At 61.9% G+C, this 12,609-nt stretch carries 13 protein-coding genes and 3 pseudogenes; 7 read left to right on the top strand and 9 right to left on the bottom strand.

Going from position 1 to position 12,609, the window contains the following annotated elements; all coding sequences use genetic code 11:
* Positions 1–124: 124 nt before the first annotated feature.
* A pseudogene (pdeM, locus tag OKW29_RS14910) lies at positions 125–785 on the bottom strand (ligase-associated DNA damage response endonuclease PdeM).
* Positions 782–2,551: pseudogene (locus tag OKW29_RS14905) on the bottom strand (helicase-related protein); the annotation flags it as partial. The pseudogenes pdeM and OKW29_RS14905, both read right to left, overlap by 4 nt.
* 240 nt (positions 2,552–2,791) lie before the next feature.
* Between OKW29_RS14905 and OKW29_RS14900 the strand changes: the two are divergent.
* From OKW29_RS14900 to OKW29_RS14890, 3 genes are all read left to right on the top strand, one after another.
* Positions 2,792–3,142 carry an FKBP-type peptidyl-prolyl cis-trans isomerase gene (locus OKW29_RS14900; protein ID WP_373685682.1) on the top strand — a complete coding sequence of 117 codons (351 nt, stop codon included), beginning with the start codon at positions 2,792–2,794 and terminating at the stop codon, positions 3,140–3,142.
* Positions 3,143–3,245: 103 nt separating this feature from the next.
* Positions 3,246–3,707, top strand: coding sequence for a DUF488 family protein (locus OKW29_RS14895; RefSeq protein WP_429291589.1), 462 nt, complete (start codon positions 3,246–3,248; stop codon positions 3,705–3,707).
* Between the two features lie 276 nt (positions 3,708–3,983).
* Positions 3,984–5,057 (top strand): DUF6765 family protein, encoded by a 1,074-nt coding sequence (locus OKW29_RS14890; RefSeq protein ID WP_187631357.1) that lies wholly within the window; start codon positions 3,984–3,986, stop codon positions 5,055–5,057.
* Between the two features lie 95 nt (positions 5,058–5,152).
* Here OKW29_RS14890 and OKW29_RS14885 read toward each other — a convergent pair whose 3' ends face one another.
* Positions 5,153–5,404, bottom strand: a complete 252-nt coding sequence (locus OKW29_RS14885; RefSeq protein ID WP_184063095.1) for a hypothetical protein — start codon at positions 5,402–5,404, stop codon at positions 5,153–5,155.
* A 413-nt stretch (positions 5,405–5,817) separates the two neighbouring features.
* Here OKW29_RS14885 and OKW29_RS14880 point away from each other — a divergent pair, with 413 nt between their 5' ends.
* From OKW29_RS14880 to cls, 4 genes are all read left to right on the top strand, one after another.
* Positions 5,818–6,156 carry a hypothetical protein gene (locus OKW29_RS14880; protein WP_090807114.1) on the top strand — a complete coding sequence of 113 codons (339 nt, stop codon included), beginning with the start codon at positions 5,818–5,820 and terminating at the stop codon, positions 6,154–6,156.
* Positions 6,157–6,367: 211 nt separating this feature from the next.
* The gene (locus OKW29_RS14875) at positions 6,368–7,201 is read left to right on the top strand and encodes an H-NS family nucleoid-associated regulatory protein (RefSeq protein ID WP_429291588.1); all 834 of its coding nucleotides are present in this window, start codon (positions 6,368–6,370) and stop codon (positions 7,199–7,201) included.
* A 22-nt stretch (positions 7,202–7,223) separates the two neighbouring features.
* Positions 7,224–7,730, top strand: coding sequence for a hypothetical protein (locus OKW29_RS14870; protein ID WP_429291587.1), 507 nt, complete (start codon positions 7,224–7,226; stop codon positions 7,728–7,730).
* Positions 7,731–7,881: 151 nt separating this feature from the next.
* Positions 7,882–9,156: a cardiolipin synthase gene (gene cls, locus OKW29_RS14865; protein WP_429291586.1), complete on the top strand. Its 1,275-nt coding sequence runs from the start codon at positions 7,882–7,884 to the stop codon at positions 9,154–9,156.
* Here the strand turns inward: cls and OKW29_RS14860 are convergent.
* From OKW29_RS14860 to OKW29_RS14835, 6 genes and pseudogenes are all read right to left on the bottom strand, one after another.
* Positions 9,136–9,363: a hypothetical protein gene (locus OKW29_RS14860; RefSeq protein ID WP_429291585.1), complete on the bottom strand. Its 228-nt coding sequence runs from the start codon at positions 9,361–9,363 to the stop codon at positions 9,136–9,138. The genes cls and OKW29_RS14860 overlap by 21 nt on opposite strands.
* 7 nt (positions 9,364–9,370) lie before the next feature.
* Positions 9,371–9,598: a hypothetical protein gene (locus OKW29_RS14855; protein WP_429291584.1), complete on the bottom strand. Its 228-nt coding sequence runs from the start codon at positions 9,596–9,598 to the stop codon at positions 9,371–9,373.
* Positions 9,599–9,644: 46 nt separating this feature from the next.
* Positions 9,645–9,935, bottom strand: a pseudogene (locus OKW29_RS14850) (sulfatase-like hydrolase/transferase); the annotation flags it as partial.
* Between the two features lie 9 nt (positions 9,936–9,944).
* Positions 9,945–10,487 (bottom strand): hypothetical protein, encoded by a 543-nt coding sequence (locus OKW29_RS14845; RefSeq protein ID WP_429291583.1) that lies wholly within the window; start codon positions 10,485–10,487, stop codon positions 9,945–9,947.
* A gap of 50 nt (positions 10,488–10,537) precedes the next feature.
* On the bottom strand, positions 10,538–11,191 hold the full coding sequence (locus OKW29_RS14840; RefSeq protein ID WP_429291582.1) for a response regulator: 654 nt from the start codon (positions 11,189–11,191) through the stop codon (positions 10,538–10,540).
* Positions 11,188–12,603, bottom strand: a complete 1,416-nt coding sequence (locus tag OKW29_RS14835; RefSeq protein ID WP_429291581.1) for a cache domain-containing protein — start codon at positions 12,601–12,603, stop codon at positions 11,188–11,190. Before OKW29_RS14835 ends, OKW29_RS14840 begins: the two co-directional genes overlap by 4 nt.
* Positions 12,604–12,609 lie beyond the last annotated feature (6 nt).

Raw genomic sequence — 12,609 nt, 5'->3', positions numbered from 1 at the left:
CGCTCGCGCGCCGCGGGGAGTTTTCAGCGAAAGAGCCAGCAAAAAACCCAGCCAGCGAACCGGCAAACCAATCCGCAAACAAAAAACCAACCAGGCAACAAAGTGGACGGCCCCCGCCGTCCACTCAACTCCTCAACTCGATCACTCTCTGCTGTACCACCAGAAAAACCCTCTCCCCCAGAACGCGCCCCGTCTCACGCGCGCCTCCGGTAAAACTACCGAACGCCGGCAGCACCCCCCGATCGATCCCAAAGCGAAAGCACGGCACGCGCACTGAATCGGTCCGCGTCGCGATCCGATAGACCGGAGGCACATGCCCCGCGAGCACATACGCGTGATCGACCGCGTGCGGGTGATGGCACAGCGCCGACGCCCCGATCTGCCACGGCTCGCGCACAGACTCGACATCCAACGTAAGCGGCAACGCACCGGCATGCCGATCGTGATTGCCCTCGACGAGCACCACGCGCCTCGACGCATGCCGCGCGCGCCACGCATGCAACGCATCGAGCGTGAGCGTCGACAGCGACTCGCGAGCATGCAGCAGGTCGCCGAGAAACACCAGCGTCGCCGGCTCGAACTCGGTGATCAGACGATTGATGCGCAGCAGATTCTCCGCGGTCGAACCAGTCGGCACTGGAATGCCGCGCGCGAAACACCGCATCCTTGCCGAAATGCGCATCGGCGATAAAAAGCGCGCGCAGCGCCGGATCGAAACACGCGCGCAAGCTCGACAGCACGAGAGGTCGTCCGCCGACGTCGATCGCGAGCGAGGTCGGCTTCATCGTTGCGCCGCCCGTTCGGGCTCGGCCAGCACTCGCTCGACGCGATCGGCGAGCTTCTCGCTGCTGACTTTTTCGCGCAGGCGTCCGACGATCAACGGAAACGCGAACGGGGTCGGCTTCTTGGGCCGCGTGAGCACGACGCGGTTCGCGTTCATTCGTTCGAGCGCAAAACTAATGCGCCGCACGTCGAGTTCCTGCAGCAGTACTTCGGTATCGGCCTGGCCCAGCAGCAGATTGCCGCGATCGTGCTGACGAAAGATCTCGTAGAAAAGCCCGCTCGATGCCTGCAATTGCCGCGCGCTCTTCTGCTGTCCCGGATGCGCCTGAAACACGAGTCCCGACGCTCGCGCAATCTCGCGAAAACGTCGCAAGGAGAGTTCGGATGAATTGAAGCTCGCAAGAATGTCGTGATCGAGTTCGTCAGGTGAAAGCAGACCATTCTCTATTTGCGCGGCCCAATCGAAAGCCTGCGCGCACAGCAATTCGAAACCGTAGTCGTTGATCGAAATCGAAAACGTGCCGGGCTTGTCGCGCGCGACTCGCCAGCGAGCAGAGCGCCAAGTCCGATATGCGCAATGTGCCCCGCGAACGGATAGCAGAAGAAGTGGTGACCCTCGCGCGATTTGAGCAGCTCGACGACGAGTACGCCCGGCTCGGGCAACGCCGACCACTTCCGCTGCAATTCGAGCAGCGGCCGCACCGCGCGCAATTCCGGTTCGTCGTAGATGCCGTCGGCGGCGCGCGCGAGCATCGTCAATGTGGCGTCGGCGAGCTCGGACGATAGCGGCTGCGGCTGCCGGCCCATTGCGGCATTGCGCCACGCGATGAGCTCGCGCGCCGCACCCACGCCGTCATGTCCTGAACGCGGATCAGTTCGAGCGCGCGGCCGCCGAACGTGAACACATCGCCGGGCTTGAGCCGCGAAATGAACGATTCCTCGATTGCACCAATGCGGCCGCCCGATAGATACGCAACGTTCAACGTGCCATTCGCGACGATCGTGCCGATGTTGTTGCGATGCCGGCGCGGGAGATCGTTGCGCGGGACGCAGTACAGACCGTCGCTATCGCGCGCGACGCGATGGTAGTCGGGATATGCGCGCAGCGTCGCGCCGCCGCCTTCGACGAAACCCAGCATCCAGTCGAACTCCTGCTGCGTCAGATCACGATATGCATAGCACGATATGCATAGGTATGCAGAAGTTCATCGTACAGCTCGAGCGCGTCGAAGCCACCACCGATCGCAACGGTGACGAGGTGCTGCACCAGCACGTCGAACGGCTTTTGCGGCGTATCGCGGCTTTCGATCTGCCGCTTGTCGACGGCTTCACGCGCGGCCGCCGCTTCGATCAATTCGAGCGCATGCGTCGGCACGATCGTCACGCGAGACGGCAAACCGGGCGCATGTCCCCAGCGGCCCGCACGCTGCATCAAGCGCGCGACGCCTTTTGGCGAGCCGATCTGGAACACGCGTTCCACCGGCAGAAAATCGACGCCGAGGTCGAGACTAGACGTACACACGACATCCTTTAGCAAGCCGTTCTTCAACCCACGTTCGACCCACTCGCGTACCTGCTGATCGAGCGAGCCGTGATGCAGCGCGATCACTCCGGCCCACTCGGGGCGCGCCTCGAGCAGCGCCTGGTACCACACCTCGCATTGCGAGCGCGTGTTCGTGAAGACGAGCGACGTGTGTGCTTCGTCGATCGCGCGCGCGACCGCATCGACTTGCCGCATGCCCATATGACCGCCCCACGGAAAGCGCTCTCAACAAGTGTGGCGGATTCGCTTGCCGGCGACTCGCGCCGGACGTTCATGTGGACCGAGGGGTCGCGCGACGGTTCAGCGAGGTTCCTGATGGGCGCGCAACGACCCGCGGCATCGGGCAATATGTGGGAGCCTCGGCCGACACCCGATCCGTTACAATCAAGCGGACTACCCCACTGGAGATTCGCTTTGAAATCACTCGTTGCTTTGCTGGCCGCAGCCGTTCTGTCCTCGACCGCGATGGCTGCCGCGCCGACCACGGAGAAGCTGCCGTCCGGCGTCATCGTCGAACATCTGACGCAAGGCACGGGCCCGCAACCGTCCGCGACCGACGTGGTAAAGGTCAACTATCGCGGCACGCTGCCCAACGGCACCGAATTCGATAGCTCGGCCAAGCATGGCGGGCCGGCCACGTTCCCGCTCAATCGCGTGATTCCGTGTTGGACGCAAGGCGTGCAGAAGATGAAAGTCGGCGGCAAGGCGCGACTCACGTGCCCCGCGGCGACCGCATACGGCGATCGCGGCGTCGGCCCGATTCCGCCGAATACCGATCTGACCTTCGAAGTCGAACTGGTCGACATCGTCAAATAAAGCACTCGAGAGGCGCTAAAGATGCACTGACACCCGAGCCTCGCTGCGCCAATCGCAGCGAGGCTTTTTTACGGGCGCCGAATGGCCTGCCAGGGGATTCACCATGAAACGTGACAAAAGTGGCGTGCAGGTGGCGAGCATTGGTTTTACCGGCAAGAGCGCCCAGAAATTCTTCAGTTTGCTGAAGGACGCCCATGTGCGCACGGTGCTCGACGTTCGCCTCAACAACACGTCGCAACTCGCGGGCTTTGCGAAAAAACAAGATCTGCCTTACTTTCTCGACCAGTTGTGCAATGCGGCGTACGTGGAAATACCGGAGCTGGCTCCCGAGCCGGACCTGCTCAAACGCTACCAGGGCAAGCAATTGAGCTGGGAGAACTTTCGGGAGGAATATTTCGACCTCATCGCGCGCCGCCGCGTGGAAAGTAATCTGGATATCGCGCTATTCGAATCGGGTTGCCTGCTTTGCAGTGAACATTTACCACATCATTGCCACCGGATGTTTGCGCTCGAGTATCTGAACCAGCACTGGAATAGTCGACTTTCCGTTACACATTTGACCTGACCGGCGCCGATCGGGCCAGGTTACGTTTTTCCGCCTCATTGGCCGGCGGCTTTCCGTGCCGGCAGGTTACATCTCGCCGGCCGCGCCCGCGTTTCCTTCAGTAGCCCGAATGGTTGCATGGCGCGAAACGTGAAAAAGCGCGTCCAGTACGCATGTTTTTTCAATGCGTGTGCCGCTCGCTCGTCTACTATCTACTCACGCGCAGCTCCCTCTATTCGTCTCGCCCTATCGCCGGCCACGAACCGGCCGTGATTATGCGCGCCAGGAGCGCTTGCCATGAACATCGACTTTCATTACGGCGTGGTCTATATTGCCGCGCGCGTCGGCGGCATGACGGCCGGCGATGCGCAAACCATCGCGCATGCCTGCCAATATGTCGACGACGCAACGACGAGCGGAATACTGCGGTTCAAAGGCGGCGAGACATTCGAGCGATTCGCGACCGCGCACAAGTTATTCGATTACGCCAATACCGAGAACGACCAGAACCGGCTCGTGTGGACGCCGTTCCATTTTCTGCCGGCTGGCGAGGGTGAAAGTCTCGAGGAAAAGGCGATTTGCCGGCCCGACAGTGAAGTTGCGCGCGAAGTCGTGCGGCGCGCGATCCGGCAGCGCGATTCGGAGACCGCGTTGCACCGGCTCGGCGTGACGCTTCATACCTATGTCGATACGTGGGCGCACCAGGGATTCGCGGGCATCGAAAGCCCATGGAATCGCGTGCATCTTCTCGAGGCACAGGATTGCACGCGCAAAGGCTGGCTCGCGAGCCTCGAACTAGCGGTCGCGCATCTGATCGAGCATGTCGAGGAGGACGTTCTGACGATCGCGTTGCCGGTCGGCCACGGCGCCGCGTTGCATTATCCCGACCAGCCATGGGCGCGCTGGCATTACATCGACGGCCGCAATCACTTCATCTCACGACATAATTTGCCGGATTTCGTGCAGGCGGCCGACATGAGTTGTCGTGTCGTGCGAGCTTATCTGGCCGGACGCGAAGATTTCGAAAACCAGCCAGGCATGCCGGACGACGTTAAAGACGCACTGACCCGGCTGCTCGATACGAACCGCGAACCCGACGACAACCTGCGTCTGAGAACCGTTTGCGAATGGGTGAATGCAGGCCGTATTCCAGGTTTGAAAGAACCCGTGCCCGGCTATATCGCCAAAGGACAAGGTTCGTGGAAGTACCAGGCCACCGGTTTGTTGTGCGATGACGACACCGGGGACAGACCGGAGTGGACGACCGCCTTTGAGAAGAGCGACTACCGGCTCTTTCACGACGCGGTCAAACAGCACCGTTTCGTGACCACTCAGGAGATCTTGCCCGCGCGCGGATTACGCATTGCCTAAGTGATCGGAGCAGGGCGCGTCGCCGCGAACGGAGATTCGAAGATCATTGCCGCGTCGCTCGTGCGAACGTTTGCGGCGGCGCCCGTATTCTCCAGTCACTGCATTCGGGCTTGCTGATGCGGCGCAGCCTGAGTCGCCGCCTGCTGTTCTTCGGCGTGCTTTTTGGCCATATGCCGTCCGACGATACAGCCGCCGACCGCGCCGACCACCGCATGATGTCCCGCGTAGTGCCCGGCGACGCCGCCCACTACCGCTCCTTTCAGGCAACCGGCCGCGTTCGCGGTGCCGGCCATTGCCAACGAGACTGCCATTGCCCCGAGGGCGGTCCGAATAAAACCAGCTTTCATTGCAAGTACCATCGTGTTTGAGTGGATCGGAATTAGGGTGGCCCGGCCTCCATTTCAATAGCCGCCGCGAGCATGGCGGCTGACAAAGGACTCTCTATTGGCCATACGTGCGCCGCTGGGCCCGGATACGAAGTGTAAATGGACTTGGCCGGTACAGGAGCAACAGGTGCTGCAAGATCGGTAACGGCACGTTACCGGAGCCGGGGCCGTGTCTTTGCACGCGTCGTCAGTGGCGTTTCGCGCATGCTTGAATCCGTTCGCTATAGCGGGCCACGAAAAAAGACCGTTTTCAAATAAAAAGTGGACTACTCTCCTTTGAATATCCAAAGGCCCGGCTATAGTAGAAGCGACTAATGCCAGAAAGCACGGCGGCGCCCCTTTCTGTCGCCGATGCGGATGACGGGGAAACACAAATGACGCCATCGAATGCAGCGATCTATCAGACCAGGACTTGCACGCCGGAGTCGTTGCGCACGCTCGCGAGCTTTCTCGAATTGGCGCTCGACGAGGGAAAAAGCGTGGTCGTGATGCGGATCGGCAAGCAGGCGCGCAGCGTTTATGTCGGAAATCCATCCGGGGCATTGGAGGATTTAACGGATTCCGGCGTCGTCGACGCTTTCCAGGCAGATGAAATGCTGGTACTGACCCGCCTGGGCCTGAACCGGATAACGGCGGACGGTCAACACTACCGCTTCATACGGAGTGTGAGGTACATTGCCGATCGCCAGGTCGTCGTTTTTACACCTATCTGAGTGGTGGTGGAACCGAAATGAAAAAGAAGAATCAGGAGGGAAGGAAAAGGAAGAAAGCTTCGATGACCCGGTAGAAAACCTGAAAGCTTCGTTATTTGAACGCCGCATCGGTGCTCGTATCGATGTATTGAAGCTCGGGATAGGTCAATACACTGCCTTTCTTCCGTCATTCATGGCATAGTTCGACGATTACCACATAAGGAGCAATCAAATGCCTTCGTTAGAGCAAATCCAAGCCAAGCTTAAGAAGCTCCAGGAGCAAGCTGACGTTCTCATTGCCAGAAAAGCACAAGCCGCGGTCGACCAGATTCGCGAATTGATGCTCAAGCACGGTCTCACGACTGCCGATATCGAAGCACAGGCGAAGGCACGACGTGCCGCGCGAGGTCTGAATGGCAATCCGGCGGGTCGCGGAAGACCTGCGGGCGCGAGCAAAGCCGCCAGGTCGGCAACCCCGGCGAAGTATCGCGACCACAAAACCGGCGCGACCTGGACGGGGCACGGCCGCGCGCCTGGCTGGATCGCCGGCGTGAAGGACCGCACGGTGTTCCTGATCGACGCTGCGAGCGCAAGCAAGCCCGCGGCTGCTCCCGCCGCGAAGCGCGTCAAAGGGCAGCCGAAAGGCGCCCAGCCGCCGAAGTACCTGAATCCGAAAACCGGCGCGACCTGGAGCGGCCGCGGTCCGGCGCCGGCATGGCTCGCGGCCGTCAAGGACCGCAGCAAATTCCTGATCGATGGCGCGAGCATGGCTGCCGCTCCGAAAGCGGCGAAAACGGCGGCAAAGAGCAGCCAGGCGAAAGCGACCGCGAGTGCGGTAGGCAAGAAGACCGCGGCGAAAAAAGCAACGCGCAAGACGGCCGTGAAAAAGACCGCAGCCAGAAAGGCCACTCCGGCAAGCCGGAAAGCCGCGGTGAAGAAGTCCGCCGGCCGCAAAAGCGTTGTGAAGGCGGCAAGAAAAGCGCCGGCGCGCAAGGCTGCTGCAAAGAGTACGGCCGCACCCGTCGCGGCGGCTCCCCAAACGCCAGAGACGCAAGCAAGCGCGTAATAGCCGTGGAGTCGTGAAGTAGATGGTTAGCACGTTCGATGCACCCCGGCAGGAAGATCAGGTCTTCCTGCTGGACTCCGCTCCTCATCCGGCAGCCGATGCCGCCGAACCATTCATCGTCGCCAGCGATCGCCGCGTGATCCTCACTTATCCGATCGCGGAGTCGGACTTTGAACGGTTCGGGCCATTCGATCCCGACGACGATCCTTTTTGCGCGGTGCTGTTCGCCGACGCCATCTTTCACCGTCTCGGGCCGCCGGGCGATGACGATCTCGCCTTTCATCCGCTCGCGGCGCAAGGCCTCGTCGGCTGCGCGGTGCATGAAGTCGTCAATTCGTCGTTGTGCGCCGAGATTGCCGCCGTGGCGACAGACTCCGTCGCCATTGCTCCCGAGGCACCGGCGCGGCGGCATTTCGTCATTACGTTTCAGGCATCGACGTTCGAATGCGTGGCGTCGGACTATACGGTCATCGGCGTATTCGGCGCGGGCGAAATCGCAAGCCGCGAGGCGTTTGCATTGGTCAGATAAAGCGTTGGAACCAGAAAGCAAGGCGCGGTCCTGATCCGGGCACGCGCCGTGCATGACGTGCTGATAGTGAAAGCCAGGCACGAGTGCGGCATTCTGCCGTCGGATGCGGGACTCGTATGCCGTGACCCGCCGCCTGCCATCGAGGCCACGCATGCTGACCATTTCTATTACCGCGTTCGTCACGCTCGTGATCGTTCTCCTGATCGCCAATCTGTCGAGCGGCGAGAAGAAAATAGAACACAGAATCGAGCGGCTTTATAAGAGCGAAGATCCGCAATTCCTTCGGTCGATGGGTTTATTGCTCGGTCCACCCGTGGTGCCGGGTAATCGCTTCGAGATGCTGCTCAACGGCGACCAGATCTTTCCGTCGATGCTCGAGGGCATTCGGTCGGCGCGCGAAACCATCACATTTGAAACGTTCATTTACTGGTCTGGCGAGATCGGCGGACAGATTGCGCGTGCGCTTGCCGATAAGGCGCGCGAAGGTGTCGCCGTGCATGTACTGCTCGACTGGGTCGGTTCGTCGAAAATGGATCGGCACTATCTGCAACTGCTGCGGGAGGCCGGCGCCGAAGTGGTCAAGTATCACAAGCCGCATTGGACCGGACTCGGTCGCATGAACGACCGTACGCACCGCAAACTATTGGTGGTCGACGGCCGGATCGGTTTTACCGGCGGGGTCGGCATAGCGCCGGAGTGGACTGGCAATGCGCAGGACGAAAAGCATTGGCGCGATACGCATTTTCGCGTGACGGGTCCAGTGGTCGGCCATATGCAGGCCGTGTTCATGGACAACTGGATCAAGGCGACCAGCAGCGTATTGCACGGTCCCGAGTATTTTCCGCACATCGATGCCGAGCCGAAAGGAGCGGGCCAGGGTCTCGCGCATATGTTCAGCAGTTCGCCGTCGGGCGGCAGTGACGACATGCAGTTGATGTATCTGATGGCCATCACCGCCGCCACGCGCAGTTTGCAGCTTGCGAGCGCGTACTTCGTGCCCGACAAGCTCACCATCAACGCGATCGTCGAAGCCGCGAAACGCGGCGTGAAAGTACAGATCGTCACGCCGGGCAAACGCATCGACACGCACACGGTGCGCGAAGCGTCGCGTGCGTGTTGGGGCGATCTACTGAAAGCGGGCGTCGAGATCTACGAGTACCAACCGACCATGTTCCATTGCAAGTTGCTGGTAGTCGACGAGTACATGGTGTCGGTCGGCTCGACGAACTTCGATAGCCGCTCGTTCAAGCTGAACGACGAAGCGAACCTGAACATCTACGACCGCGATTTCGCCACGCAGCAGACTGCCGCGTTCGACGACGACATCGCGAAGTCGAAGCGCGTCACGCTCGAAGCATGGACGCGGCGTTCGTTCACCGAGAAACTCGTCGAGAAATTCGTGCGGCTACTGGACACGCAGCTTTGAATGCCGGTGCGAACGAGACGAAGCGCCAATCAGCGCCAACTGGCTGTCGATATAGTCGATGCACAACTCGCGGCAGCGCGAGGATACCGCCGCGCTCGCCGCACTGATGGAAGGCGCGGCAAACGCGGCGGCAAATGCGACCGCCGCGATCGCAGCGTATGCGCTATACAGCGCCACGCCGCCTTTGAGCTTGAATGAAAACGCCATTGTGTGCTCAGTAGTAGCCGCGCGGACGCAACGGCTCGACGCCGCCGACGCTGGTCATGTAGTCGTTCCACTGCTGCACGAGACTATCGATGATCGACTGGTTCTGCGCCGACACGTCCTGCGTTTCGCCGCGATCGGCGCTCAGGTCGTACAACTGCCAGCGACCGTCGACGGGGCCGAGCGGCGGTTCGGTCCACAGGGCGACCGCGAGGAACGTCGCGGTGTTGTCCGTCACGTGTGTGAATTCACGCAGCGTCGGCTTCTGCGAAGTCTGGCCCGGCCCCGGCCATGTACGTGTGATAGCCGCCGTCTTTCAGCAACTGCGCAACCGATAGCGCGCGATCGTTCAGATAGCCTTCGTATCCCGGCAGTCCTTTGCGCTCGTCGGTCGGCACGCCCATCGTGCCTTCGCCGACCAGATGGTGATCGGTGCCCGAGATCAGCATCGAACGCGTGATCGCGCAGACGGTGCCCGTGTGGTGATTCGTCAGGATGCGGCCGCTTTGCACCAGCGCATCGAGATTGGGCGTGTTGATTTCGCCCCCGAACGCGTGGATGTCGGAGTAGCCGAGACTACCGCGCTAATTGCCCGGATCGAGCACGGGCTTGTCCGGGTCCGCCTGGGTGCGGTAAGGCAACTGCGCGGCGTGAGGATCGGTGATCGTGTTGTCGATCACGCGCTCGACGTCCGCCGTTTTGGCGAGTTCGGTGAGGAAAGTCTTCTTGTCGAAGCCCGGCGCGACGCAGCCTTCGACGTAGATAAAGCGGCGTTGCAGCGTGAGCCATAGCGTCGATTGCTCGCGCCAGTGCGTCGCGACGTTCAGATTCGCGAGACGCCGTTGCACGCTCTCGGCGATTTCCGCGTCGTACAGATACGCGTTCGGCAAACGGCAACGGCCTTCGATCCAGCAGCTATTGCCGCGTTCGATTCTGTAATGGCTATCGTCGAGCCATTCCTTTTCGGTTTCGAATGGGCCAAGCGGAGTTGGGCAATCGGCGATCGCTTTGGATATCTGCAGGAATGGATCGTGGCCGCGATTGACGCGCGCCGGTTCGCCATAAACGCGAGCCGTGGCCACGCAAATCATCAGACCGGCAAGACTCAGTTCGAACACGCGCTTCATGCCGTGGTCGCTCCAGGTGTGGACCGCTCATTATCGCGCGCCCGCGAACCTCAACGCTTGTTGCCCCGGTTCTCGACCGCGAACTTGATCAACTCGGCCTGCCCTTCAATATCGAGCTTGCGCTTCAGATTCAGCCGATGCGTCTCCACGGTTCGCACCGACAGATCGTTGCGCTGCGCGATCTGCTTGCTCGACAGTCCCTCGGCAAGCGCATCGAGAATGTCGCGCTCGCGCGGCGTCAAGCGTTCGACCGGCGATTGCGTCGCCGACGCCTGGATCAGTCGAGCACCGATCTCCGCGCTAAAGAACGTCTTGCCGTCGAGTACCGCGCCGATCGCCTGAATGATCTCGAGCGCCGGCGAATCCTTCAGAACGTAGCCGCTCGCGCCCGCGCGCACCGCCTGCGTCACGTATTCGAGGTTGTCGTGCATCGACAGCATCAGCACACGAATCGCCGGAAAGCGCTCGTGAAAGAGGCCCGCCAACGCAATGCCGTTCATGCCGCTTTTCATGCCGACATCCATCAGCGCCAGATGCGGCGCCTGTCGTTCGGCCAGCGCGAGCGCTTGCTGCGCGTCGCCCGCTTCGCCGACCACTTCGAAGTGGCGCACTGCTTCGAGCCGTGCGCGCAGACCGTCGCGCACGAGCGGATGATCGTCGACGAGCAGCAGACGCGCGATGGAAGGAGAGGTCGTGTCGTTCATGATGAGAGTTCCTGCAGGGACGGCACCGTTGCATGCGTCGTGGGCAGCGGCACGCGCGCGGCGACGACGGTGTGCCCCGGCTGCGAGTTCAGCGACAGCGTGCCGCCGAGCGCTTCGAGCCGTTCGCGCATGTTGCGCAGGCCGACACCTTCACGTCCGCCGACGAATGCTTCGGTCACGTCGAAGCCGCGGCCGTTGTCGGAGATCGTCAGCGTGACCGCATCGCGCGAAACCTCGAGCGCAAGCGCCGCGCTCGACGCCTGCGCATGTCGCACGATGTTCGTCAGCGCTTCCTGGGCGATGCGAAACAGCACGGTGTTGACCGTGTCGGGCAACGTGGCGGCATGCGTGTGCGCGATCTGCGTGAAGCCAATCGCGATGCCGGACTCGTCGCCGAGTTCGCGCGTCAGTTGTTCGAGGGCGGCCGCGACGCCGAGATCGTCGAGCATCGACGGACGCAGCGCATGAGAAATGCGCCGGACTTCGCGCAGCGTATCGCCGAGCCGCGTGAGTCCGGTGGACAATGCGGCCTCGGCGGCGGGCACGCGTGCGTCGCCGCGTTCGAGCCGCGCGAGCGCCGATTCGAGCAGCAGCTTCACGGACACCATCATCTGGCTGATGCCGTCGTGCAATTCGCGCGACAGGCGCGCTCGCTCGTTTTCCTGCGACTCGACGACCTGCTGCGCGAGCCGCTTCAGCTTCGCGTCGGCACTGCGATATTCGGTCACGTTCAGCACGAGTGCGCACAGCGCAATGACCGCGAGGCCAGCCACCGCGATCGCGTCGATCCACTTCATCGTGCGATCGATATTGGCCGCGGCCTCCCCGTCGATGTGCGCGAGCGTCGTGTCGACGTCGTCGAGATAGATGCCGGTGCCGAGCATCCAGCCCCAGCGTTCGAGCGGCACCACGTAGCCGAGTTTCGACTCCTCCTTGCCGGTCGACGGCCGATGCCACAGATAGCGCACATAGCCGCCGCCGCGCGCGGCCGCGGCGAGTAGCTGCTGGATCGTCGGCGTCCCATGGCTATCGCGCAACGACCACAGATCCCGACCCACCAGGTCCGGCTCGCGCGGATGCATCAGCGTGCGGCCGTGCAGGTCGTACACGAAGAAGTAGCCGTCCTCGCCGAAATTCATCTTTTCGAGCACCGCGAGCGCACGCGTGCGCAGCAGCGCGTCGTCGCGTGCGTTGTCGCCGCCGGCCTCGTAGAGCGGCGCGATCGCAGTCGTCGCGAGTTCGACGTAGTGCTTTAGCTCGATCTCCTTACTCGCCATGTACGCGGCCTGGGTGGTCGCGTGCTGCCGCTCGGCGAGCGCGGTCGCTTCGCGGCGCACGCCCGTCTCGATGCTGGCGATCGCCGCCAGAAAGGGCACGATCGCGAGCAGCACTATCTTTGCTTTGAGTTTCATCGTTGA

The sequence above is a fragment of the Paraburkholderia sp. CI3 genome (assembly GCF_050436505.1).
GTDB classification, from domain to species: domain Bacteria; phylum Pseudomonadota; class Gammaproteobacteria; order Burkholderiales; family Burkholderiaceae; genus Paraburkholderia; species Paraburkholderia tuberum.
This window is presented reverse-complemented; position numbering and strand designations above follow the sequence as displayed.